The organism is Paenibacillus sp. FSL P4-0127, assembly GCF_038007325.1.
GTDB lineage: Bacteria > Bacillota > Bacilli > Paenibacillales > Paenibacillaceae > Fontibacillus > Fontibacillus macerans.
This window is the reverse complement of record NZ_JBBOWY010000001.1, coordinates 3,109,749-3,134,784: the sequence shown is the minus strand read 5'-3', so window position 1 is coordinate 3,134,784 and position 25,036 is coordinate 3,109,749. Positions and strand designations below refer to the sequence as shown.

Below are 25,036 nucleotides of genomic sequence, written 5' to 3'. Positions count from 1 at the left end.
GCTGCTAGGGTAGAACCTCAAATTCTCCCAAAAAAAAGAAATCCGCTAGATTTGGCTAGCGGATCTTTTTCAGCGGTTGACGAAAACCGTGTTCAATATTTGCGTTTCGGGCCGGCTGCCCGGAATTAATGGGTATAGGACGCGACGTTTTCCGGCGTAACGGCTTCATGCAGGGAGATGTTCAGCCCGCTTGCGATCACGTTCGCGACATCCTCGATAAATTCGTCGATCTCCTTCGGTGTAACGATCAAGTCATGGCCGAGCGGGTCCAGCACCTCTTTGACGAGCCCCAATCTTTCGTTTTCGCTGAGCTCGGTAAGCAAGCCCATGATCTGCTTCGTTTGCGCCTGCTTGCCTTCGCCGGCTTCCTGATTGAAATGCGACTTCATCAAATCAAATACGTTGTTCACGATCGTCGAAGCGTAACAGACCGTCGGCACGCCGATCGCGATGCACGGGATGCCCAGGATCTCCTGCGTCAGCCCCCTTCTTTTATTGCCGATGCCGGAACCGGGGTGAATGCCGATATCGGCGATTTGAATCGTCGTATTCACCCGCTCGAGCGAACGGGAGGCCAGCGCGTCGATCGCGATGATCAGATCGGGCCGGGTCCGGTCCACGATGCCCTGTACCACTTCGCTCGATTCGATGCCGGTAACCCCCAGCACCCCGGGGGCTACGGCGCTGACCTGGCGGTACCCCGGAGCCACCTGATCCGGCGCAAGCTCAAAGTAATGGCGGGTCACCAGCACGTTCTCCACGACCAAAGGGCCCAAGGCGTCGGGCGTCACATTCCAGTTCCCGAGACCGACGACCAGCGTTTTGGCATGGCTGCCGACTCCGATTTTATTTAAAAATGCGGTGAATTCTTTGGCAAAAGCGGCGGCAACCTTCTCCTGCAGTTCGGTGTCCTGATTGCGGAGTCCCGGAACCTCGATCGTAATGTAATGGCCCTTGACCTTGCCGATTTGCCGCGAAGCGGCGTCATCGGTGACGTCGAGCCGGGTGATTTTAATGCCGTCCTGCTCGGTTACCTCCTCGTTTAAGCCCTGCACCGGCCCGCCGTGAGCCGTCTCCGCCATCTCCTTCGCTTCAACGGCCAAATCGGTTCGCACGGAATATTTCCGTAAATCCAGATTCATCCCATAAGACCTCCATTTCCTCTAGTTGCCTTTATTGTGCGGGAGAGGCAAAGTGATTATTCATCCGTTCATCGTTCCCCGCCCAACTATTGCCCGTCTGTCCATGGGGAGAAGCATGATTTTATTGCTTTTTGCGGTGCTGCGTGATAAAATGTTTTAAGTTGTGAATCATCTGGGATGATATATGCTTTACAGGAGGTGAATGCAATGCCTAACATTAAATCCGCAATCAAACGTGTAAAAACTAGCGAAAAGCGCCGCGCTCTTAACGCTTCGCAAAAATCCGCCCTGCGTACGGCCGTTAAAGCCGCCGACAGCGCTCTGGCGGCTAACGAAGTTGAAGCAGCCAAAGCTGCTTTCGCCGCTGCTACCAAAAAATTGGACAAAGCCGTAACGAAAGGCTTGATCCACAAAAACGCAGCAGCCCGCAAGAAATCCCGCTTGGCCAAAAAATTGAACGCCCTTGCGTCCCAACAAGCGTAAGCGCGTTAATTATAAGAGCATCAAACAACTAAGCCCAAAAAGACCTGAACGATTTTCGTTCAGGTCTTTTTGGTTGATTCCGGGAGCCCCGGTCCGGGCGGCCGGAAACAGCGCGTACGTGCAGGTCAAGCCCCCAATTTAAGCAAAAACAGCTCCAAACCGAGCACCTTGTCGACGCCGCCGCTTTTCATCCGGTAATCCAGTTCGGCGAGCTCGGATAAAATATCCCGCAGCCGCCCGGCTTCGAACTTCCGCGCCTGCTCGCCGGCCAGCTTCACGACATAGGGGTGCAGGCCAAGCTGCGAGGCGATTTGCTGCTGCGAGTAGCTTTGCCGGCCCAGCTCCTTCACCTGCATCATAATCCGGAACTGGCGGGCGATCAGCGCCGCAATCTTGATCGGTTCCTCGCGCTGCTTGAGCAGCTCGTAGAAAATGCCGAGCGCCTTCTCCAGCCGCAGCGCGGCGATATGCTCGACCATCGCGAACACGTTCTGCTCCGTGCTGCGGGCCACAAGCTGCTCGACGGCGGCCGTGTCGATCGTGCCCCCGGCTCCGGCGTACAGGCACAGCTTGTCCGCCTCCGCCGCCAGCGCGGCCATGTGCACGCCGCCGGCCGCGATCAGCGCCTCCGCGGCTTCCTTGCCGATCCGGCAGCCGCGCTTCTCCACCTCGTGCACCACCCACTGCACCAGCTCGCCCCCACCGAGCGGCATAAACGACAAGGCCGTCCCGGAAGCCTTCATCGCCTTCACGATTTTTTTGCGTTCGTCCAGCTTCTCGGCGTAAACGACAAACACGATGACGCTGTGCTCCGCCGGATTGCCGATATACGTCTGCAGCGCCTCCGCTTTATGCTCGATTTTGCCGCCCTCTTTACCGGACGTAAACAATCCGGCATCGCGGACGACGATCAGCTTGCGCTCGACGAGAAAAGGCAGCGTCTCGGCCTCCTCCACCACCGCTTCAATCGGCGTCTCCGCCAGATCGAACACCGCCATGGCGAAGTCCTTTTGATTCCGGTCGACCAGCTTGTCCTGGAGCAGCCCGACAAACTCCTGAATTTGATACTTCTCCGTGCCGTAGCATAAATATAACGGGGAGATCCGCCCCTGTTTGATCTCTTTTACCGCTGTTTTGGCGTCCAATTCGGCCTCTCCTTCCCAAACGCATTGCCTATCCCCTATGATACTTCGAAACCGGCCATTAGTCCAAATCCGGCGCCAAAAGCAACAGAGAGACCTCTGCCTCGCGGCGAAAGGTCCCTCTGTCCCAGAACATCTATATAAACGCGGGCAGAAAAGCTCTAGAAACTTTCCCGCCTGCGGTCATACGACGATCAGGGTTCCAATCCTTTGTCTCTATATTTATAACCTATTCCATATCTCCTAAAAAGGTGACTGCCTTAAAGCGCTTGCCCCGCCCAATTTAGCAAGTCTTTCTCTGCTGGGCTTAAGGGATTTTACGGCTGATCCGCGGCAGCACCGTTCCCGGCGGTGCCGTTTGTGGAAGCTCCGTTCGCAGGAATGCTGTTCACGGGAGCACCGTTCGCGGAACCTCCTTTTGCGGGAGTGCTGTTCGCGGGAGCTCCGTTCGCGGAACCTCCTTTCGCGGGAGTACTGTCCGCGGCAGCGTCCGCCCCGGATGCCGCCTTGACCGAACGGGTCGTCACGGTTCCGTCTTTTGCGGTCTCATAGGTAAACGTTGTGCTGTCTTCCGACCATTCGCCCTGAACCCATTCCCCGCTGAGCGCATGATCGGAAACAAGCGTTTTTTTCTGTTCGGACTCTTTTTTGTATATATACAGATGTCCTTCCTTCAATTCGGCCTCATAGGCTCCGTCCGGAGAAGTCCAGGCAGTCGGGGCTTTCGGCGCGGCGGCTATCCCCATCATCGACTGATTCGGATCCGCTTCATGGACGATTCCCTGCTGCACAATTCCCGGTTCCAGGGTCGTTCCGGCGCCAGCGTTTGAATCGCCGGAGGCGCCCCGCTGGCCGGCCTGCGCTCCGCCGGCAGCCGGAGCACCGCCATGGTTTAAAGCCCCGATGTCCTGCGCCTCGCTCGGAGCCGTCCCGTCTCCGCCATTGTTTGCCGGGGCGCCGGTCGAAGCGGACGACGCCTCTTCCGCCGGAGTTTCCTTCCCCTTGGCAGGTTCGGCTTTATCCAGAGCGTCCGCCGCCCCTTTCCCGGGATGACTCCCGGTTTCACCGCTATTTGCCGGGGACTTTAAGTCTTCTTCGGCCTGAGCCGCCTGCTCCGGCTCGCTTGCCCCGCCGGCCGAGCCCGCATCCGCCCCTTCCTTGCTTACGAACAGCCGGGCGATATCCTCCGGTTCGTCCGCCGCCCCCGCATCGTCCGCGCTTGGCGATCCATCGCTTGCGCTCTTCAAGGCGATTTCGGCGTTGGGAACCGTTTGCGGCTCATACTGATAAATAAACACGCCTAAGATCAATGCCGCCGCCACGCCCAGCGATCCGTACCGATAAATGCGGGCGCGGCGCGAGGCTGGGCCTTGCTCGCGTTCCTGCTTGCCGCTTCGGCTTGGCGCCGGGGAGCTTTCGGTCATGACCGGCAGAGCGTCCGCTTCGGATACGCTGCCTTCCCGGCGGGCCTGATCGATCGCATCCAATTGCGGAAGGATCGCATCGACCAGACTGTAATTCGGGACGACCTTCGGCAAGTTCTCAAGCTGCGCGGACAGCTTGTTCAGCCATTCGAACTGCTCGGCGCAATCCCGGCAATGGCGAATATGCTCAAACAGAAGAGAGGATTCCTCTTCGTTCAAATCCCGGTCGAGATAACGATTCATCCATTCCACCGCCTCCTGGCAATTCATCCTGTTACACCACCTTTCTGATAATCTCGAAGCAAGTGCTGCAGCTGCTGCCTGGCCCTAAACAGATAGGATTTAACGGTGTTCAGGGGCAGGTTCAAACTATCGGCAATTTCGTTATAGGAAAAGTCCTGCAAATATCTAAGCACAACCACCGACCTGTGATGCTCCGGAAGCTGCTCGATCGCGCTGCGGATATCCTCGGCCATATAGCCGGACATCACCTCCCGCTCGACGCTGTCGTTGCCCTGAAACACCATTTCGTGCTCTTCGATCGAAACCGTCGGTTTGTTCCTTCGAAATTTGTCAATGCAGATGTTCGTCACGATTCGCTGCACCCAAGTTTTAAATTGAGCTTTCTCCTCATATGAACCGATTTTGGTATAAATCCGGATAAGCGCCTCCTGAGCGGCGTCGTGCGCATCCTGCTCGTTATTTAATATATAATAGGCTGTCCGGTACACATGCTGTTCAATCTCTCGCAATAGGGTGATTAGAGCGTCGCGATCGCCCTCTTGTGCGGCTCTGATGAGACCTTGCTCCACCACAAAGGCTCCCCCTTCCTTGCAACTATCCAGACGCTGGCGTCCGACAAAATGTTGCAATGTTGTTACTATTTTAGATAAATATTTATTTGGAAAAAAAGTCCGTGAACCCCGAATATCCCATTAACCTCACCTAAGAATACCAAAAAAAACAGGACCCGTCATCCTGCTTTCACGCGTCCTGACGGAATCCCACAAAATGGTTATTGCGCAAGCTTATAGCGGATAAGAATCCGGCCGCCCCGCACCTTCAACTGCACTCCGCCCATCCGATCGGTGCGGAAAATGCCGGCCCCCTGCGCTTCAAGCCGCTCCATGACCACCGGATGCGGATGCCCGTAAGTGTTGGACGCGCCGACGGAGATCAGGACGGCCTCCGGCCGCCAGTACGCCAGCCACTCGGCCGAGGTCGACGTTTTGCTGCCGTGATGAGCCACCTTCATGACGTCGACGGGATGTCCGTTTTCTCCCCCGGCCACCTGCTTGTCTGCCCCGGACATTTCCTTTTCCGACCCGACCGTTTCCTTTTTTGCCGCGGCCATTTCCAGCACTTCCCGCTCCGCCGCTTCATCCATATCCCCGGTGAACAAAAACCGGGCCCCGCTCATTTGGAGCAGGAACACGATCGAACGGTGATTTTGCTTCTCTTCGAACGGAATCGCTTCCGCTTCAGTACCGGCGGCTGCCGCTTGGGGATATAGAACGTCAAGTTTCGTCTCGGCATCCGGCTTCAAAGTCATGCCGCGGGCCGCCGAATAGACCGGTATGTTCCGATCTAGTGCAGTCTCCATCAGCTTCTTCATGGTGGCGGATTCGGCCAGACTTCCGTTGATCACCAGCGCCGCCACCGGGAATTGCTCAAGCACGGCTTGCAGGCCGCCGATGTGGTCCTGATCGCCATGGGTTAAAATCACGGCGTCCAGGCGGTGGATCCCCCGTTTTTTTAGCAGCGGAACAACCGTTTTCGCTCCGACTTCAAACGGCTCCTTCCTGTCCCGCCAGCTATCGGATGCTTTACGGAACGAAACGGTGCCGCCGCCGTCCACGAGAATATGAGCGCCGGACGGAGCCGTAATGAGCGCACAATCCCCCTGTCCCACATCGATAAATTCGATGTGCCCGACGCCTTTGGCATATGCCGTCCGGTACCCGGACACGATCAGCAGCGCGAGGCCGGCCGCTATTGCAATACGCAGAATTTCCCTGCGCCGGTTGGCGTCACGCGGCCATATCCTTAAGGCAATGGACATGAAGGAGTCCAGGAACTGCCGGAATGGCAGGGGCGTTTGGGATGTTTGGGGTGCCCGGGACGATCGGAACAATGGGAACTCCCGCGGCGATTGTCCGCCCAACTGCCGGTGAACTCCGGCAAATGCCGCCAAATAGCGCCCCGTCCTATCCGAGGCCGCTATTTCAGCCGGAGCGGGCGAAAGCGGCACCGTCTCATCGTCCAAGACGCCGGCCGCCGTTAAATGCCGCTTTTCCCGCCGCGAGCTCCAATAAAGCAGCAAAAACACGGCCCCGTAATATCCGGCGATCCACAGTAACGAGGGGGATTTCCAGTAGGTCATAAAGCCGCTTCGTTCACCAAGCCAGCCTGTGGCCCAAAACGTAGCCGTATTCAGCAGCCTTACCGGAACCGCCGCCCAGACGCCAAGCCGGTACGCGAAAAAGCTGAGCAGAAGCGCCGCCATCCCCATAGGCAGCGCCAACGCACCGATGACGGGGACTATCAGCAAATTTGCCGCCAGCGAGAGCAGGGAAAACTGGTTAAAATAGAAGATTGTTAAAGGAAACGAGACGATTTCGGCCGCCAGCGTAATGGCTACGGTCCCCCGGATTTTGGGCGGAAGCCAGGCGAAATAAGGCGAGATCAGCGGGACGAAAACGATCAGCCCGGCCGTGACCGCAAACGAAAGCTGGAAGCTGACGTTCAGCAAAAAATAGGGGTTCCAAAGCAGCATCATAAGCGCCGCGGCTGACAGCACATTAATGCTGTCCTTGAGCTTTCCCCGCCTCAGCAAATAGATGCCCAGCGTCGTCATGATCCCGGAGCGGATCACGGACGGCGAAAAACCGGTAATCAGCACATATGCCGGGACAAAAAACAACATGACGATCAGCGCGGTCTCCCGGCTGACCCGGCATAAACGCAGCAGCCAAAAAACGATCGCCACATTGATCGCCACATGGCTGCCCGAAATCGCCAAAATATGCGTCAGGCCAAGCTGGGTAAACTCCGCGTATTTCTCCGGATCAAGCTCGTCCTGAAGCCCGATCAGCAGGCCTTTCATGTAGCCGGCCTGCCATCCCGGAAACAGCCGCTCGATCTGCGCGCCCAAATAAGCGCGTAAAGCATCGACCTCCCCGAGCAATGCGGCGGCGCTCCATTTGCCGGGCAGTACGTTCAACGCGGACGCCCCGGTCGCCTTGACCAGCCAATGAATGCGCTGGTTATGCAAATAGCGGCGGTAGTCGAAGCCTTCAAAGTTGCGGGCCGGCTCCGGCCGTTTCAGGCTGCCCGTCAACGCGACATGCTGCCCCCGCCGCCAGGAGGCGGCTGTACTTAGCTCCTCCTCCGCCGCCAAACGCAGCTGTACCGCGACCTTCTCGCCGCCGGGGATATCCCCTCCCTCCAGCGGCCCCTTCAAGGCGCCATCGGAACGGCCGATCCGGCTCAATCGCAGCGTAAAGCCGGCCCGGTCGCCATCGACCTCCACCGGCGACACGATCGTCCCCTCCATCCGTACGGCAAGCCCGTCCAGATGGTCCTGAACGGGGAACCGCGCAGCGGTTAGGCCGACTGATGCACCCCGTGCGCTGGACTGCTCAGCGGTTAGGCCGGCTGATGCGCCCCGTCCGCTGGACTGCTCACCGGTTAGGCCGGCTGATGCGCCCCGTTCGCTGGACTGCTCAGCGGTTAGGCCGGCTGATGCGCCCCGTCCGCTGGACTGCTCACCGGTTAGGCCGGCTGATGCGTCCCGTTCGCTGGACTGCTCAGCAGTGAGACCATCTGATGCGCCCCGTTCGCTGGACTGCTCAGCAGTGAGACCATCTGATGCGCCCCGTTCGCTGGACTGCTCAGCGGTTAGACCATCAACCGTCTCCCCCCCGCCAGATAAAGCATGTTCAATCCGGCTGATATTTCTGGCTTCGTTGTACTGCCAATAGACGGCCCCAAGAGAAAATACCAGCCACAATACCGCAAGCCTCCGCAAGGGCCAACGCCCGATCGCCAATAACGCCGGGCAAACCAGCGTAATTCCCGCCCACATCAGCCAAAACCGGCTGCCGCCGAGCAAAATAGTTAAACCGCTGCCGGCGATCCAGCAGCAGGCGATAGCGGTCAAAGGTCTACGGAACATTACAAGTCCTCCTTCCTTTCGGGATCGCTGCCATATCAGACACACGTCCGCCACCGTTTAAGAATGCTTCCTCCAACAAGAAACCCGCGGCCTGCGCGCAGGCCAACGTCCGCCCGTATTACAGGGAAAAAGCGGGCCGAGAAGCCAGGCCAATCCGAGGCTGCACAAATCCAGGGCGATGCCGAATCTACGTAGATGCCGTTTTCAGTAGGAGCCAACCAGTAGTACCAAATCCAGTAGGTGGCGATTCCAGTAGGTACCGATTCCGCGAGATGCATAAGTGCAGTTCGTTTTGACTCAAAAACCCCGTTTCCGGCCCCGTCAGATGCAAAATTGCAGTTCATTTCCAGTCAAAAGACACTGAGCGTTGCATTAACTTTTGCTCAAGGTTTCTTTACAAGCGTTGGCTTTCGAATCGATACTTTCCGCCCGCCGGAAATCTAACGGTTGCAGCAGCGGTTATTTGCCAAAAAAAGACCTTTTCGAAATTCTAACGGTTGCGAACGTCGTTATTTGCCTGAATCCAAGCAAAAATTACCGGTTTTCAGCGAAATAAGCTCCATGGCAACCGTTACAATTTGAAATCAACGGTATTGGAACAAATAGCGCTTGTGGCAACCGTTAGAATATTGGTGTGCCCAGAAAATGTATCTTGCCAGATGTAAATGCAACGCTAGTGGTCAAAAGACCCTTTTTATCGGATAGCCCCAAAATAGATGCATTTTTGCATTTCAATCGGTCAATTCCAGTCATGTATGGTACATCAAATGCACTTTTACACTTGAGCCCTTAACCCCGTCATCCTTTTAAAGGGTCCAGCGCGGGCAAGACAAGAATACTGCGAAAATAGACGCGATTGGCGTTGCCATAACTATGTTTCACGCAGCACCTGACCGAACAAAACTCCATAAAACTCAAAAAAGCACCCCACCCGCCTTTGGGCGGATGAGGTGCTTCCTGCATCCTAAAGATCATTGCGTAATCCATATAAATCGCAGCATGATCCATATAATCTCATAATAAATCTAATTTCATATAAATCTCATATTAATCTCATATAATCTCATATAAACTCATATAAACTCATAATCTCCGCATACATCCGTTACAAATCATCGTATGTTCGATCAAGTTTGCCGCCGATGGCCGGTTATTCCTCAACGCGGACAACCGTTTCCGGCGGCGGCTGGTACGATTCCAAACGGCGGAACCGGATGCCTTTCTGCTTCATCATCGCCGTCACCTTGCCCGAATCTTTGGGGTAAGGCCGATGAAACACGATTTCCGTAATGCCGCTGTTGGCCAGCATGTTGGCGCAAGTCCAGCAAGGTTCGTCCGTAACGTAGACGCTGGAGCCTTCCCGGTCGATGCGGTCGGTGAACAGCAGCAGGTTTTGCTCGGCGTGGATCGTGCGCACGCAGCGCTGCTTCTTCACCATTTTTTCTTCTCCGTTTTCGATGACGACCTCGTATTCCTCCGCGATCATGCAGCCGGCTTCCGAGCAGTCGGGAACGCCCGAAGGAGCTCCGTTGTAGGCCGTTCCAAGCAGCTTTTTGCCCTGGACGAGAACGGCTCCGACATGCCGGCGGCTGCAGCGCGACCGCGTTGACACCATATAGGCGATATCCATGAAATACGTATCCCAGTCTTTGCGTTGATCCGGATTCATCCCTTTGGCTCTCCTGTTCCTACAGTCTGATATATGGCTTCATTTTTTCCAGCATTTTGTTTCCGATCCCTTTCACCTTCGTCAAATCGCTTAGGGAAACGAAAGGGCCGTGCGCGGTTCGGTAGTCGATGATCGCCTGCGCTTTTTTCTCGCCGATGCCGGGAATGTCCTGCAGCTCGGTAAGCCCCGCCTGATTGATGCTGATCAGGCTGGTGTCCGCCTGCTGCGGCGGCGCAGCGGACGAAGCCGGACTGCCGGCCGCAGAAGCGGCGGCGTTTCCGGCAGGCGGCTCGCCTGCCGCGGGGTTACCGGCAGCCGGGCTGCCAACCGCCGGCTCGCCTAAGGCCGCGCCCGCTGGCGGGGCCGCTGCTGAACCCGGCACCGCAGCACCGCCTCCGCCTCCCGCCGATCCGCCTGCCGCCGCTCCACCCGCGGCCGTCCCGGCCGCACCGCCTGCCGCTGCACGGCCGCCGGCAGTGTCCATGCCTTGCGCCGCTCGGCGCTGATCCCCCTTGCCGGCGTCCCCGGTATGGGCAGCGGCACTTGCGCCCGCCCCGACCGCAGCGCCTCCGCCTCCGGCAGGCGCTTGCTCCGCCTGCAGCGCCGAAGCCACCTCGGCGTTGAGCGGAACCCAGCCTTCAATTCCGGCCGGTTTGCTTCCGCCAACCGCAAGCAGCATCAGGCCGGCGCCAATAACTGCGGAAACGACCGACGTCAGCACATACTCTTTTCTCATACCCTGCCACTCCAATCTTAAAAGAATCTGCCCGGTAAGGTCATGAAGATCCAATCAAGATGCATACATATTTAAACAGGTGAAGTAGAAACGTTCGGTCTGCCCGGTAAATAACCGCAGGCAAAGGGCCGCACGTTTCTAACGTGAAAATCGAGTTCGCTGTGAAGCTATGATCCATGATGGCAACGAAAAGTGCGTCACGCACGGAAAGGGGAACCCGGATGAAAGTCGCCTTCATCGGAACCGGATCCATGGGAAGCTTGCTGATTGAAGCTTTTTCGCGTTCCGGTGCGCTGCTCCCGCATCACATCTGTGCCAGCAACCGTTCTCCCCTCAAAACGAAACGGCTGGCCCAACGTTATCCCGGACTAAAAATATACGGAAGCAACGCGGAAGCCGCACGGGACAGCAAAATTATCTTCCTGTGCATCAAACCCCTGGATTACCCTGAGGTTATCGCGGAAATCCGGGATGTGCTCGACGAAAAACAGATCGTCGTATCAATTACGAGCCCGGTGCAAATCGAAACTCTGGAGCAGGCCCTCCCGGCCAAAATCGCCAAAATTATTCCCAGCATTACCCACTCCGTACACAGCGGAGCTTCGCTCTGCATGTACGGAAAGCGGATCCGGCCCGAGGACCGGCTCCTGTTGGAGCAGCTGATGTCCTCGGTCAGCACGCCGTTTACGCTAAAAGAAACTGAGACCCGCATCGCTTCCGACATCGCCAGCTGCGGCCCCGCATTCGTCGCCTACATGCTGAAGCTGTGGGCGGAAGCCGCCGGAGAGCTAACCGGACTGACGCAGGCCGACGCGATCACGCTCGGCTCCGAAATGCTGCTCGGAACGGGCAAGCTGTTGACCGAAGGCGGACTAACCGCGGAGGAGCTTATCGAGCGCGTCGCCGTCCCCGGCGGCGTTACCGCCGAGGGATTGACCGTGCTGGAAGCCGGCCTTCGCGGCCTGTTCGTGCAGTTGATCGAAGCGACGCACCGCAAGTACGATGAAGATCTCGGCAAACTGCATGCGCTGTTTAATCCTCCTGAACCCGGCGGGGAAACGGCGGCAGAAGAGGAAGGAGATTCCTCCCCTTCCTCCCATCAGGCGGACGGCGGCGCCCTGTCCAAGGCGGAACCGCCGGACGGTTCGGGAGCCGCTACCCTGCCTTAATGCCGGTGACCCGCAAATAGACTGCCGCAATAGACTGCCGCCAAAGCAGCAGCAGCCGGCAGGCTTTTAGCCGACGACAATGTTGACCAATTTGCCCGGAACGGCGATCACCTTGCGGATCGTCTTGCCAGCTACAGCCTGCTGCACGTTCGGCAGGCTTAAGCTGTGTTCCTGCATGGCCGCCTGATCCAGCTCTTTGGAAATTTTCGTGCGGTCCACGATTTTGCCGTTCACCTGCACGACGATTTCCACTTCCGCTTCGACCGTCCAAGCCTCGTCATAGGCCGGCCACGGCTCGTACGTGATCGTTTCGGCATGCCCGAGGCGCTCCCACAGTTCTTCGGCCAAATGCGGCGCCAAGGGGGACAATAGCTGCACGAAGTTTTCAGCCGCAGCCTTCGGAACGGCATCCGTTTTATAAGCGTCGTTGACGAAGATCATCAGTTGGCTGATCGCCGTATTAAAGCGCAGGTTTTCCAAATCCTCGGTTACCTTTTTGATCGTTTTGTGCCAGGTCCGTTTGAAGTCATCGCTGCCGCCGTCCGCGGTGATTTTCGGGTTCAGGCTGCCGTCCTCGGCGACGAAGAGGCGCCAGACCCGCGACAGGAAGCGGTGAATGCCTTCCACGCCGTTCATGTTCCACGGCTTGGTCGCTTCCAGCGGACCCATGAACATTTCGTACACGCGCAGCGTATCCGCGCCGTATTCACCCACGATTTCGTCCGGATTGATGACGTTGCCGCGGGATTTGCTCATTTTCTCGTTGTTGGTGCCCAGGATCATCCCTTGGTTCACAAGCTTATGGAACGGCTCCTTCGTGGTCACCACGCCGAGATCGTAAAGCACCTTGTGCCAGAAGCGGGCGTACAGCAGGTGAAGCACCGCGTGCTCGGCGCCGCCGATATACAGATCGACCGGCAGCCACTCCTGCTGCTTCTCTTTGGAGCACAGCTCCTTGTCGTTATGCGGATCGATGTACCGCAGATAATACCAGCAGCTGCCCGCCCACTGCGGCATCGTGTTCGTCTCGCGCCGCGCCGGCAGGCCGGTCTCCGGATCGGTCGTATTGACCCATTCCGTAACGTTCGCGAGCGGCGATTCCCCGGTGCCCGACGGCTTGATGGCGTCGACGTCCGGCAATACCAGCGGCAGCTGATCCTCCGGCACCGGCTTCATCGTGCCGTCTTCGAGATGGAGGATCGGGATCGGCTCGCCCCAATAACGCTGGCGGCTGAACAGCCAGTCGCGCAGGCGGTACGTCACCTTGCCGCGCCCTTTGCCGTTTTCCTCCAGCCAGGAGATCATTTTCTTGATCGCTTCCGCGTTGTTAAGCCCGTTCAGGAAACCGGAATTGACGTGCGGACCGTCGCCCGCGTACGCTTCCTTCGCCAGATCGCCGCCTTCGACCACTTCGAGGATCGGCAGCTCAAAACGCTTGGCGAACTCGTAGTCCCGCTCGTCATGCCCCGGCACGGCCATGATGGCCCCGGTGCCGTAGCCGGCGAGCACGTAATCGGCGATCCAGATCGGCAGCTTGGCGCCGTTCACCGGATTGATCGCGTAAGCGCCGGTAAATACGCCGGTTTTTTCCTTCGCCAGATCGGTCCGCTCCAGGTCGCTTTTGCGCGCGGCTTGATCTTGATAGGCCTCGACGGCTTCGCGCTGGGCGTCCGTCGTGATCGTTTTGACCAATTCATGCTCCGGTGCAAGCACCGCGTAGCTGGCCCCGAACAAGGTGTCCGGACGCGTCGTAAACACGGTCAGCGCCGCGTCATGGCCGTCGATCGCAAAAACGACTTCGGCCCCTTCGGATTTGCCGATCCAGTTACGCTGCATATCCTTGATGCTTTCCGACCAGTCGAGCTCTTCCAGATCTTCCAGCAGCCGTTCCGCATACTCGGTGATTTTCAGCACCCATTGGCGCATCGGCTTGCGAATGACCGGATGGCCGCCGCGTTCGCTTTTGCCGTCGATCACCTCTTCGTTGGCCAGCACCGTTCCCAGCGCAGGGCACCAGTTTACCGGCACCTCGGCCACATAAGCGAGACCTTTCTTATAAAGCTGGATAAAAATCCACTGGGTCCATTTGTAATATTCCGGATCGGTCGTGCTGATTTCGCGGTCCCAATCGTAGGAGAAGCCCAAAGATTTGATTTGGCGCCGGAAATTGTTGATGTTCTTGACCGTAATATCGCGGGGATGCTCGCCCGTATCGAGCGCGTGCTGCTCGGCCGGCAGGCCGAAAGCGTCCCACCCCATCGGATGCAGCACATTGTAGCCGCGCATCCGTTTATAACGGGAGACGATATCCGTCGCCGTATAACCTTCCGGGTGGCCTACATGAAGGCCCGCTCCCGAAGGATAAGGGAACATGTCGAGCGCGTAAAACTTCGGTTTGCCCGCCTCTTCCCGTGTTTTGAACGTATGATGCTCATCCCAGTAAGCCTGCCATTTCGGTTCGATGTTCTGAGCCCGGTAAACGGCATGAGGCGCATTATTGTCCGCCATAATCGAAAATCCTCCTTGAACAACCATTTTGAATTAACATTTTAGTGAGGGTTCAAAAAGTCAGGTTTTCAGCACCGAGAAGGTTGAATGAAGCTAGGGACTGAGTAGCGGAGCGTAGGTGAGCCTACGTGAGCAACGGAAGGCCCGGCTGAATTCAAGATTCGATGCCGATTAAGCTCCATTGTTCTACTTCGTGATCAAAAGATGACTTTTTGAACTACCTTTTTAAAATTAAAAAACCTCCCGCCCCGTAGCGTATCATCGCTAGGGACGGGAGGAAATTCCCGTGGTACCACCCTAGTTAGCGTCGGACATGCTTTGTCCTTCGCTCACTTTGCACCCTTAACGCGGGCGAGACGGCGATGTTCATGCGGCCGGCAATAAAGCCGTCAGCGTATCCGCCGCTACCGCAATTGCACCGCACTCCGAGGCGAGTTCATTCCGCGGCCAACCGGCTTGCACCTTCCGCCGGCTCTCTGCATGGTCTGTCCGAAAATACTGATTCCTCATCACTGCTTTGCAATATCCAGCTTTAAAATTGATTATAGACTATTATATCCAATCCGGCTCCCCAAAGTCAACGGCAGTCTTCGGCTAAACCCGGGCCCAGGAACGAAGGCTTTTGGCGCCGAATCAACTCCTGTTTACCCGGGTCAGCAGAACTTCCATGTCCTCTTCCCGAAGGCCTCCCTTGCTTAGCGAGACAAGCGCGCGCAGCGGCAGAAAATGAAGATCGGCCGCGGCGATATCAGCCGGTTTGTCCTCCGGAAATATCCCGCTATTCAGCTTGAATTGCTCGATCAGCGCCAGCGTCAGCGGGTCGGGAGCGGCTTTGGTCAACAGATCGCCCAACGTCGAGTTGCGCGTAAACGAGGGCCTCAGCTTGACGGCGCTCTCTACATAAACCGCTTCGGCCGCGGCGATATCCCGGGACGAACGCCCGATCAAAATATCGAAAAAGCCGCTTTCCACATGCCAGCCGCCCAGCTCCACATCGTAATAAGCAAACGCTCTTTTATTCAGCTCAAAAATTACCGTTTTCTCTTCGCCGGGCTGAAGCTCGAGCTTTTCAAAGCCCTTAAGCTCCTTCGGCGGACGGGCCACGGACGCCTCCCGGTCGCTTACGTACAGCTGCACGATTTCCTTGCCCGCCACCTCTCCGGCGTTTTTGATCCGCACGCTGACCGTCAACGTCTCATGCTCCCGGATTCTGGAGCTGCTGAGCGTTAAACCGGAGTATTCGAACCGGGTGTAGCTCAGGCCGTGTCCAAACGGAAACAGCGGTTCAAGCGCTTTGGCGTCATAGTAGCGATAGCCGACGAACACCCCTTCCTTATATTCGGCGCGGTCCTGACCGCCCGGAAAAAACAGATGGGACGGGTTATGCTCGAGCGCCGCCGGAAAGGTTTCGGCCAGCTTGCCGCTTGGATTGGCGTCGCCGAACAGCAGATCGGCCACCGCCCCTCCGGCCGCCTGTCCGCCCAAATAAGCCTCCAGCACGGCCCGGGTTTGGCCGATCCAGGGCATCTCCACCGGCGAACCGTTGCTCAGCACCACGACCAGATTGCTCTGGACCTTGGCCACCTCTTCGATCAGGCGAAGGTGATTGCCCGGCAAACGCAGATGGCTGCGGTCATATCCTTCCGTTTCGTAGCGATCCGGCAAGCCGGCAAAAATAACGGCGACCTCCGCCTTGGCGGCGGCTTCCGCGGCTTCCGCCAGCAAAGCGGCATCAACCTCATCATCGTCCGGACGGTATCCTTGCGCATAGGTGATCTGCGCCGGATCTTTGACTTTACGTCCGATTTCCTCATAAGCGATATCCAGTCTGGTCGGCACAATATGCGAACTGCCGCCGCCCTGAAATCTCGGCCGCCGCGCGAAGCCGCCGATGACGGCGATGCTCGCTTCCTTGGAGAGCGGCAGGATGCCCTGCTCGTTTCTGAGCAGCACCATGCTTTCGGCGGCTACTTTTCTGGCCAGATCATGGTGCCCGGCGGCATCAAACGAGGCTTGCTCCCGTCTTGCCGCATGGCCCTTAAAGGCCAGCTCCAGCAGTACTTTGACCGCTCTGTCCAGTTGCTCTTCAGGAAGCTCCCCGTTACGCACGGCTTGAACGATTTTGGCGTCGCCTTCTCCGAGATTAAACGGCATTTCCAGATCGAGCCCGGCCAGCAGGCCGTCCACCCGCTCGTTTACCGCGCCCCAGTCGGAGATCACAGCGCCTTCATATCCCCATTCCTGCCGCAAAATATCGGTCAAAAGCCGCTTGTTCTCGGCGCAGTATTCTCCGTTTACCCGGTTGTAAGCGGTCATCACCGTCCACGGGCGGCCTTTTTTCACCGCACCTTCAAAGCTGGCCAGATAAATCTCCCGCAGCGTCCGTTCATCGGCAACGGCGTCCACCGTCATCTTACGGTACTCCTGGTTATTCAGTGCAAAATGCTTGAGCGAGGTTCCGACTCCCTGACTTTGTACCCCTTCAATATGGCTGGCCGCCATTTCCGAGGACAAATAAGGGTCCTCCGAGAAATACTCGAAGTTTCTGCCGCAGAGCGGACTGCGCTTGATGTTTGCGCCCGGACCGAGCAATACCGACACGCCTTCGGCCTGGCATTCCTTGCCGAGCGCTTCCCCCATTTGCCGGATCAAGGTCCGGTTCCAGGTGCAGGCCAGCCCGGCGGCGGAGGGAAAACAGGTGGCCGGCAAACTCTGCCCAGCGGCCAAATAATCCGCATTTTCCGCTTCCTTGCGCAGGCCATGGGGCCCGTCCGCCATGCGGATCGAGGGAATCCCCAACCGGCTTATTTCCTTCAAGCGCCAAAAATCCCGGCCCGAGCAAAGACTTGCTTTTTCCTCCAACGTCAATTGCGTGAGAACCCGTTCTATCGACTGCTCCATCATTTTCTCCGCCATCTGAAAACCAGCGCCTCATACGGTCTTAACGTGTTTTGATCCCGGCCCTCGTAATTGGACAGGACTAGTTCGCCGTCCAAGGGGATTTCCGTAAGCTGCTGCAGAGAGACGGACCGCCCGGTAAAATTGCACAATACGACCCAGCGTTCGCCGTTATAGGTGCGCTGATAGGCCCCGACCTCCCTCAATTCCTTGCAAAGGTCGTCATAGTATCCGTAAACCAAACTCCGGTGCTCCCGCCGCAGCGCGATGAGACGACGGTAAAACTGCAGCACCGAATCCTCTTTTTTCATATTCTCCGCGACATTGATCTCTCTATAATTGGGGTTCACTTTGATCCAAGGCGTTCCGGAGGTAAAGCCGGCCTCCCGCTCACCGTTCCACTGCATCGGGGTTCGCCCGTGATCGCGGCTCCGTTTGCCAAGGTAGCCCAAAATCTCCTCCGCCGGCCGCCCTCTGGCCGTCTCATCCCGGAACAGGTTGAGGCTGCCGATGTCGCGGTATTCATGAATGGAGTCAAAAGGACAGTTGGTCATGCCGATCTCCTGCCCCTGATAAATGAAAGGCGTTCCCCGCATCAAAAAATAAAACGCCGCAAGCATTTTGGCGGATAAGTCACGATAGGGCCCGTCATTGCCGAATTTGGATACCGAGCGGACATGGTCATGGTTCTCCAGGAACAACCCCATCCAGCCATGGCGGTTGGATTCCTGCTGCCATAACGACAGGGCGTCCTTGAATTTTTTCATGTCCCACTCGACGAACTCCGCTTTGCCGCCGGGCTTGATGTCCAAATCCACATGATTAAATTGGAACAGCATCGTAAACACGCCGTCCGTCTCATCCACAAAGTCGCCGATTTGTTCGAGCGGCACCCCCGGAGCTTCGGCGACCGTGATCGCCCCTCTCGGCTCCAGCGCTTCCCGCTTCATCTCGCGCAGAAAATCGAGGATGCCTTCCTGATTTAAGCTGACTTTTTCAATGGGCGCAAAATCCCGTCCGGGTTCGGCTTCAAGCTGGGGAAATTGGGGGTTTTTCTTAATGTATGTAATCGCGTCGACGCGGAATCCGGCAATCCCTTTATCCATCCACCAGTCGATCATCGCGTAGAGTTCCCGTCTCACTTCGGGGTTCTCCCAATTCAAATCCGGCTGCTTGGGAGAGAAGCAGTGCAGGAAATACTCGCCGCTTTGCTCATCGTACTCCCAGGCTGAACCGCCGAATCCGCATTCCCAGTTGGTCGGCTCCTTGCCGTCCTTGCCCGGCCGCCAAATGTACCAATCCCGCTTAGGGCTGTCCTTTGCGGAACGCGATTCGATAAACCAGGCATGCTCGTCCGACGTATGGTTGGCGACCAGGTCCATTACCAGCCGAATGCCCCGCTTTCCGGCCTCCGCAATCAACTCGTCCATATCTTCCATCGTTCCGTATTCGTCCAAAATGCCGTGATAATCGCGGATATCGTATCCGTTATCGTCGTTTGGCGAATCGTATACCGGGGAAAGCCACAGCAAATCGATGCCAAGATAGTGCAAATAATCGAGACGTTCGATAATGCCCCGCAAATCTCCGATCCCGTCGCCGTTCGAGTCTTGGAAGCTGCGCGGGTAAATCTGGTAGGCGATGCTCTCCTTCCACCACTGTTGTTTCTGTTCTTTCCGATCGTTCATGGTAGTCCTCCCACTTTATTTCCGGCTCTCTTTATAACAAGCGGGGGATAAGCCAACCGGCTTATCCCTCGGATTCTTTTTCTAATCAGAAAAAATTATGAAAACGTTACCTTATTTGGCCTTTTTCCAGTACTCCTCATACTCCTTGGCAACGCCCGCACGATCGATATTGCCGGTCAAATATTTCTGCAGCGTCGCTCCCATGGTCGGATACCCGTCCGGCGGGAAGTACAGGTTCATCCATTCCAGCGTCTGCTGCTTGTCCATGTAAAACAATAGCGACTGCGACAAGCTGTCTTCCGGCATGATCTTAAAGTTGTTGAACGCAGGGATCGCGCTGAATTGATTGACATAGTAATCCTGGCCTTGCTCGCTGCTGACCATCCAGTTCAAGAAATCTTTGGCGGCAGCCTGTTCTTCCGGAGTGGACTGTTCTTTGTCGATACTCCAATACAACGAGACGCTGGCCGAAATTTGGCTGTTGCCGTAATCATCGGCGTTGTTGCTTACAGGGACCGGCAGAAAGCCGTATTCACCATCCGGGTCCGCTTCTTTAAGCTGCGGATAGGCCCAGTTGCCCATGAACCACATCGCCGCTTCCCCGTCGGCCAACTGCAAAGGCGCTTCGTCATATTGCGCGGACAGCGGGGCGTCCTTGGCCTTGTTGTACTGTTTCATCAAATCGAGAGTATCCATCCAGCCGTTGAACACCGCGTTGTTGGCAAGATCGACGTTCCCGCTCTTCATGTCCGCAAGGAATTTGTGGCGCGTTTCGCGGTCCGGCGATTGGTCGGTAAACAGAATATTGGAAAAATGAGCCCCCAGCGACCAATCGAGCGGAGTTACGGTGATCGGCGTAACGCCGGCGGCCTCGATTTTTTCAAAGAGCGCTTTCAAGTCGTTGATGGTTCGCACGCTCGACGGATCGAAGCTGCCGCCAGCCACTTTATCCAAAACAGCTTTATTGTAAATAAAACCGAAAGCCTCTACGGACATGGGCATCCCCAAAACCTTGCCGTCGTATGTAGCGTAATCCAGCGTGCCCGGCGAAGCGTTCTTGACCCACTCCTGATCGGACAGATCAAGCAGCTTGCCTTGCATCAGCTCCAACTCCTGACCGATGCTCATCACGGTAGGAGCGTTGTTCGACGCATACAGCGTGGTCATTCTTTCATAACCGTTCGCCCCCGACAGAGGAATAATCGATACTTTCACTTTGTCCTGCGAACTGTTGTAATCGCTTACCATCGATTCAAACGGCTTGGCGATTTCTTCCTTGCCGACCAAAACGGAAATTTCAACCGTCTTGCCTGAAGCCTCATTCTCCTTAGCGCCATCATTGCTGCTCTTGCCCCCGCCTCCGCATGCCGACAGCGCTGTCATAATGAGCACCAAAGCGATGGAAAGCGACATCCATTTCTTCATTTTGTTTCCCCCAGTCTTCGTTTTTTGGAATAAATGAAATGTGTGAGCTCAATCTTTATTATAAATGTAATCGTTTTTATGTCAAACGTTTTCACATAAAAATAGTTGTGATAAATCCAGATTTGAGAACAATGATTGGGCAAATAACCCGAGAAAATATAGTAACGTTAACATATTTGCGGCGCATTGGGGATAGCAAAAATATGGCGTTAAGACATTGAAAAAAGTGCCGGTATGTCGGGGATAGAACCGCCTGGGTAAATTACTCCGCCGAGTGCTTTTTTTCTCGCAAACCGATCTTGAAAAATTTTTTTAAAACTCTCTTTACAAATCATAATAAGACGAGTAAAATTACATATTGTGATCACTCCGCTAACGAGACGTGGCTCAGCTTGGTAGAGCGCTTGCTTCGGGAGCAAGAGGTCGCAGGTTCAAATCCTGTCGTCTCGATCGAAAAGACCCTTGTATAACAAGGGTCTTTTATTTTTGACTTTTGGGGTAGCCATAAATGACTATCCAAATGGTGCCGAATTGGTGCCTTTTGTACGGTCATTCTGCAATCTGAAGCAGATATTTGCCATAGTCGATTTTGGTTAAGGGTTTGGCCATTTCCATCAGCTCTTCTTTGGATATATATCCATTGCGGAAGGCAATCTCTTCAATGCAGGCTACATACAATCCTTGCCTTTTTTGAATAGCTTCAATAAAATTGCCGGCTTCCCTTAATGATTCTTGTGGAAATGATTAACATCTCCCTGATCCCCGCCATCATGAGGGTGGATAAAGGGTAATAATCATAGGTTTGTCATAAACCGGAAGTATTTGTTTTGACACCGCTTTGGTTAATGGATATAGACGAGTTCCCGATCCGCCCGCAAGTATAATACCTTTCATCTAAATCATTCCAATCCATTTTTCTTTTTTAATTTGAAAATTTCATCAACCGCTTTTTTATACCCGCCGGCTTCTTTAAACGAATGACTGATTTTCCTCATATTTTCAAGGTAGCCGGGATCCCCCAGAACCTTTTCGATGGAATGTGTTAACACCTCGGGATTAAGAGTTTGGCTATCAAGAGAAATCGCAGCACCCAATTCCTCCGCCCGTTTTGCCATGCCGTGCTGATCCGCGCCCATGGGAATCGCTACAAACGGTACCTGGTGATACATCAAATCGCTGATGGTGTTCATGCCGGCATGGGTAATGGCTGCATCCGCATACTTTAAGATTTCAGTCTGCGGGACATAATTTCTGACAATAAAGTTATCAGGGATGGAAAATGGCGATAAATCCACCTTGTACGCGGCCATGACAACAACTGCATCCCAACCGGCAAAACTTTTGAAAAACAGGTCATAAAGTGCGGGGTTATAATTCCCGAATACGGTTCCTAGTGATATATAGATCACTTTCTTCCCTTCCAATCGATCAAAAGGGAAATCTAAATTTTCTTTTCGATCATATACGGGAGGGCCGAAAAATTGAAAGCTATCGTCGAAAAATTCAAGGTCGGATTTCGATATGAAATATTTTGAGGTATAGACCAGATTCAAATCCCCTCGATTAAACATGAGATGCATCATACGATCCGGCATCTTGACGGAGTAGGTTTCTTCTATGGCACGAGAGACCGCTTTATAGGTATCCAGCACTTCTTGAATCGGGGCGATTTGCTCCTCATCCGGCTCATGACTGTCATCAAGTATTTCCTTCAAACCGGTAAATACCGGAAAGGTCGAAACGGACGGGATCCGTAAAATCCCGGCGATCACCTCAGCAAACGGAAAAGCTGTCGAATAGATCATGTAATCCAATTTCAAAAGCGTTTAACTTTAGAGCAGCGGAACCAATGCTTGATATTTTATGGCAGCTTGATTCAAATCGAACTGAATTTAGTACAAATGATGGTTTGGATTAATGGAAAATCCCTACGACCACGAAAAACCAGCGGCAGTATTCGCCGCTGGTTTTTTGTCGCTTTTTCATTCAGATCCGCTTTCGGGAATGGATACACTTCTTGAATCAATCGATCATTTCCATCTTGACTCCCAGCTATACCATCCGTACAATGTGTACTAGTATATATAGTACACCATAGCAGGATATGCTGACCACTAAGGGCTAAGCCGCCGGGAGGCCGAAGCGCATGGCGGGACGGAATGCGTCTTCGATAGCGGCCCAGGGAAGGAGGCCAACGAATGCCGCATGATTCAAATTCATGAACGGAGTTCCATGCCTATATTCGAACAAATCGTAAGCCAGGTGAAGGAACTGATCGCCAAGGGCGCGCTGGCCGAAGGGGATAAAATCCCGTCGGTCAGGGAGCTGTCGGCCACGCTGCTCGTCAACCATAATACGGTCGCCAAAGCCTATCAAGAGCTGGAGCGCCAAGGGGTGATCGTGTCGATCCGCGGCAAGGGGACCTATGTAGCAAAAGCGGCGGACGCGCCCGGAATGATGGCTGAGCGGCTGTCGCAGCTGCAGGAACAGCTGCGCCTGCTGGTGGTTGAAGCCCACCATCTGGGTATTGACGAGAACCGGCTCAAGCGCTGGATCGATGAAGAAATGAAACGATACGGGAGGGAAAAACATGCTGATGGTGCGCAATCTGCACAAGACAATTGACCTTAAACCAGTGCTGCGCCAAGTCGATTTCGCCATTGCTCCGGGACAGGTCGCAGGGCTGATCGGCCGCAATGGCAGCGGGAAAACGACGCTGCTGAAAACCGTCGCAGGCATTTTAACGCCGGACGGAGGGGAAATCCTTTATGATGGGAAGCCGCTTGCCAAGTATACGGAGATGAAGCGGGAAGTTGTGTTTATACCGGATACGCTGGAGGCGCTTTACGGATATACGGGATACGGCTGTGCCGATTTATACGCAATGATTTATCCCCGCTTTGACAAAACATTTTTTATGGAGACGATGAAACGGTTCAACCTGCCGCTCGGCAAAAACGTGAGAAATTTCTCCAAAGGAATGAAAATGCTGCTGGGTACGGCACTTGGACTTGCTACCCGCGCCGGGTTCGTCCTGTTGGACGAGCCGACCAACGGCATCGATCCAATCGCCAAAAAGCAAGTGCTGACCCTGCTTATGGAAGCGGCGGCCGACGGAACCTCCATGATCATTTCCTCCCATATGCTGGACGAACTGGAACGGATCAGCGATGTGATTCTGCTGCTGCACGAGGGAATGATCGAGGTTCACGGCGGCGCCGATGAGTCGGCCGCGGAGGTTGTGAAGGTGCAGGTTGTGTTCCGGGGCGATCCCCCGGAGGAATGGTTGGCCTCCCCCGGCATTAAGGTGCTTGGCTTGGTAGGACGGGTGTACACGCTGCTGATTAGCAGAGACCCGGAAGCCGGGATGTACGGTGAGCTGGAAAAGATGGACCCGCTGCTGTTGGAGCCGTTGCCGCTCAAGCTGGAGGATTTGTTTGAATGGAAGATGGGAGGACTGCCGCATGGGGCTTAAAACATTATGGAGCCGGGAATATACGCAGACCAAACTGTTTGTATGGCTAGTACCGGCGGTTCACTTCTTTTTTCTCGGCTTTGGCCGGCTCAACGAGTGGATTTTAAATTACGGCCTGCACGCCGAGCGTTGGGTAGAACTGCTGAACTCACGGGATGTTGTCCAGTACTATCAATACGGCGCGTTGGAGTCGAAAGGCAGAGCATGGATGCTGGCGGCGGTAATCGTGCTAGCGCTCGTGCAGTTCGGGATGGAGCGCCGCAACGGAGGGCAGGAGTTTTTGTTCTCCCTGCCGTATTCGCGGCGGCAAATCTTTACCGCCAAATGGCTGTTCGGAATTGCACTAATCGCGGGCACATTCACCCTGAATACTTTGATTGATGCGATGGTGATACTGGCTTCTCCAACGGCGGAATTGTTTAACCTGGGTTACCACCTTGAGCAATGGCTGTATTCCATTGTTTTGATTGCCGCCGTTTATTCTTTTGTGGTGCTGATAGGAACGGTGACAGGCGCGGTCTGGTCCCAAGCGGCCATATCCGCTCTCCTGTGGATGGTGCCGGCCGCCGTGTACACCGTACTTGATGACAGCATACGACATCTATGGAACGATAATTTTCTTTACGGTGGAGTCACTTATAATACACTGGTAAAGTTAAGATTCATACCGTTTTATATCTTCATTGATTACGAATGGATCACATGGGGAAACATCGTGGCGATGGCACTTCCGACTGCCCTGTTTTTTCTGATCGGTGCGGTATGTTATCAGTACAACAAGCCGGAACACAACGGGAAATTTCTGATATTCCGCTGGTTTGAGCGGGCTGTCCAGGCGATTATCGTGGTGCTGGTTTCCTTAGTGGCAGGCAATGCCGCGTGGGAAACCATCTATATCTTCGATGATCGGTTTACCTATGCGGTAGGCTTCGCGATAGGATGCGCATTAAGCCTGTTGGTCACTTCAGGGCTGAAGAGGATGCATTGGAGGGGCTGAGCCATCACATCAGGCGGCAATAAGCCTCTCGAACACTCCAATTCCTGCAGAACGACAAAAAAAGTATCCCTGCATTAGGAAAAATTTCATATCCCTTTCCTAT

The 25,036-nt window shown here is 55.2% G+C and carries 17 protein-coding genes, 1 tRNA gene, 1 pseudogene and 1 other annotated feature; of the genes and pseudogenes, 6 read left to right on the top strand and 13 right to left on the bottom strand.

Annotation, left to right across the window (positions count from 1 at the left end; genetic code table 11):
• Positions 1–125: 125 nt before the first annotated feature.
• Entirely contained in the window at positions 126–1,142 is a 1,017-nt protein-coding gene (gene gpr / locus NYE74_RS13985; protein WP_340928342.1) for a GPR endopeptidase, read from the bottom strand.
• A 207-nt stretch (positions 1,143–1,349) separates the two neighbouring features.
• On the opposite strand from gpr, the gene rpsT reads away from it, so the two are divergent.
• On the top strand, positions 1,350–1,625 hold the full coding sequence (gene rpsT / locus NYE74_RS13980) for a 30S ribosomal protein S20 (protein ID WP_340928344.1): 276 nt from the start codon (positions 1,350–1,352) through the stop codon (positions 1,623–1,625).
• A 125-nt stretch (positions 1,626–1,750) separates the two neighbouring features.
• On the opposite strand, the gene holA is transcribed toward rpsT, so the two are convergent.
• The 6 genes from holA to NYE74_RS13950 form a co-directional block, all read right to left on the bottom strand.
• Positions 1,751–2,770: a DNA polymerase III subunit delta gene (gene holA / locus NYE74_RS13975; protein WP_340928347.1), complete on the bottom strand. Its 1,020-nt coding sequence runs from the start codon at positions 2,768–2,770 to the stop codon at positions 1,751–1,753.
• A 314-nt stretch (positions 2,771–3,084) separates the two neighbouring features.
• Positions 3,085–4,461 (bottom strand): anti-sigma factor family protein, encoded by a 1,377-nt coding sequence (locus NYE74_RS13970; RefSeq protein ID WP_340928349.1) that lies wholly within the window; start codon positions 4,459–4,461, stop codon positions 3,085–3,087.
• Entirely contained in the window at positions 4,458–5,006 is a 549-nt protein-coding gene (locus tag NYE74_RS13965) for an RNA polymerase sigma factor (RefSeq protein WP_036621220.1), read from the bottom strand. The genes NYE74_RS13970 and NYE74_RS13965 overlap by 4 nt, the downstream gene beginning before the upstream one ends.
• A gap of 200 nt (positions 5,007–5,206) precedes the next feature.
• Positions 5,207–8,368, bottom strand: coding sequence for a ComEC/Rec2 family competence protein (locus NYE74_RS13960; RefSeq protein ID WP_340928353.1), 3,162 nt, complete (start codon positions 8,366–8,368; stop codon positions 5,207–5,209).
• 1,150 nt (positions 8,369–9,518) lie between these two features.
• Complete coding sequence (locus NYE74_RS13955) at positions 9,519–10,037, bottom strand: deoxycytidylate deaminase (protein WP_036621217.1); 519 nt, start codon at positions 10,035–10,037, stop codon at positions 9,519–9,521.
• Between the two features lie 19 nt (positions 10,038–10,056).
• Positions 10,057–10,773 carry a ComEA family DNA-binding protein gene (locus NYE74_RS13950; RefSeq protein ID WP_340928354.1) on the bottom strand — a complete coding sequence of 239 codons (717 nt, stop codon included), beginning with the start codon at positions 10,771–10,773 and terminating at the stop codon, positions 10,057–10,059.
• Between the two features lie 221 nt (positions 10,774–10,994).
• Here NYE74_RS13950 and comER point away from each other — a divergent pair, with 221 nt between their 5' ends.
• Complete coding sequence (gene comER / locus NYE74_RS13945; protein WP_373281410.1) at positions 10,995–11,942, top strand: late competence protein ComER; 948 nt, start codon at positions 10,995–10,997, stop codon at positions 11,940–11,942.
• Positions 11,943–12,008: 66 nt separating this feature from the next.
• On the opposite strand, the gene leuS is transcribed toward comER, so the two are convergent.
• The 4 genes from leuS to NYE74_RS13925 form a co-directional block, all read right to left on the bottom strand.
• Entirely contained in the window at positions 12,009–14,450 is a 2,442-nt protein-coding gene (gene leuS, locus NYE74_RS13940) for a leucine--tRNA ligase (protein WP_340928356.1), read from the bottom strand.
• 263 nt (positions 14,451–14,713) lie between these two features.
• Positions 14,714–14,972: a binding site (T-box leader), on the bottom strand.
• A 111-nt stretch (positions 14,973–15,083) separates the two neighbouring features.
• Positions 15,084–17,351 (bottom strand): glycoside hydrolase family 3 C-terminal domain-containing protein, encoded by a 2,268-nt coding sequence (locus NYE74_RS13935; protein ID WP_340930518.1) that lies wholly within the window; start codon positions 17,349–17,351, stop codon positions 15,084–15,086.
• Entirely contained in the window at positions 17,351–19,036 is a 1,686-nt protein-coding gene (locus tag NYE74_RS13930; RefSeq protein WP_340928358.1) for a glycoside hydrolase family 13 protein, read from the bottom strand. The genes NYE74_RS13935 and NYE74_RS13930 overlap by 1 nt, the downstream gene beginning before the upstream one ends.
• A gap of 111 nt (positions 19,037–19,147) precedes the next feature.
• Entirely contained in the window at positions 19,148–20,461 is a 1,314-nt protein-coding gene (locus NYE74_RS13925; RefSeq protein WP_340928359.1) for an ABC transporter substrate-binding protein, read from the bottom strand.
• A 376-nt stretch (positions 20,462–20,837) separates the two neighbouring features.
• Between NYE74_RS13925 and NYE74_RS13920 the strand changes: the two genes are divergently transcribed.
• Positions 20,838–20,911: transfer RNA gene (locus tag NYE74_RS13920), tRNA-Pro, on the top strand.
• Positions 20,912–21,194: 283 nt separating this feature from the next.
• On the opposite strand, the pseudogene NYE74_RS13915 reads toward NYE74_RS13920, so the two are convergent.
• Positions 21,195–21,355: pseudogene (locus NYE74_RS13915) on the bottom strand (sugar phosphate nucleotidyltransferase); the annotation flags it as partial.
• Positions 21,356–21,360: 5 nt separating this feature from the next.
• Positions 21,361–22,281, bottom strand: coding sequence for a macrolide family glycosyltransferase (locus NYE74_RS13910; protein WP_341004865.1), 921 nt, complete (start codon positions 22,279–22,281; stop codon positions 21,361–21,363).
• 385 nt (positions 22,282–22,666) lie between these two features.
• On the opposite strand from NYE74_RS13910, the gene NYE74_RS13905 reads away from it, so the two are divergent.
• From NYE74_RS13905 to NYE74_RS13895, 3 genes are read left to right on the top strand one after another with little or no spacing between them, the layout of a single operon-like run.
• Complete coding sequence (locus NYE74_RS13905) at positions 22,667–23,086, top strand: GntR family transcriptional regulator (protein WP_340928361.1); 420 nt, start codon at positions 22,667–22,669, stop codon at positions 23,084–23,086.
• Complete coding sequence (locus tag NYE74_RS13900; RefSeq protein ID WP_340928363.1) at positions 23,052–23,936, top strand: ABC transporter ATP-binding protein; 885 nt, start codon at positions 23,052–23,054, stop codon at positions 23,934–23,936. The genes NYE74_RS13905 and NYE74_RS13900 overlap by 35 nt, the downstream gene beginning before the upstream one ends.
• The gene (locus NYE74_RS13895) at positions 23,926–24,933 is read left to right on the top strand and encodes an ABC-2 transporter permease (RefSeq protein WP_340928365.1); all 1,008 of its coding nucleotides are present in this window, start codon (positions 23,926–23,928) and stop codon (positions 24,931–24,933) included. Before NYE74_RS13900 ends, NYE74_RS13895 begins: the two co-directional genes overlap by 11 nt.
• Positions 24,934–25,036 lie beyond the last annotated feature (103 nt).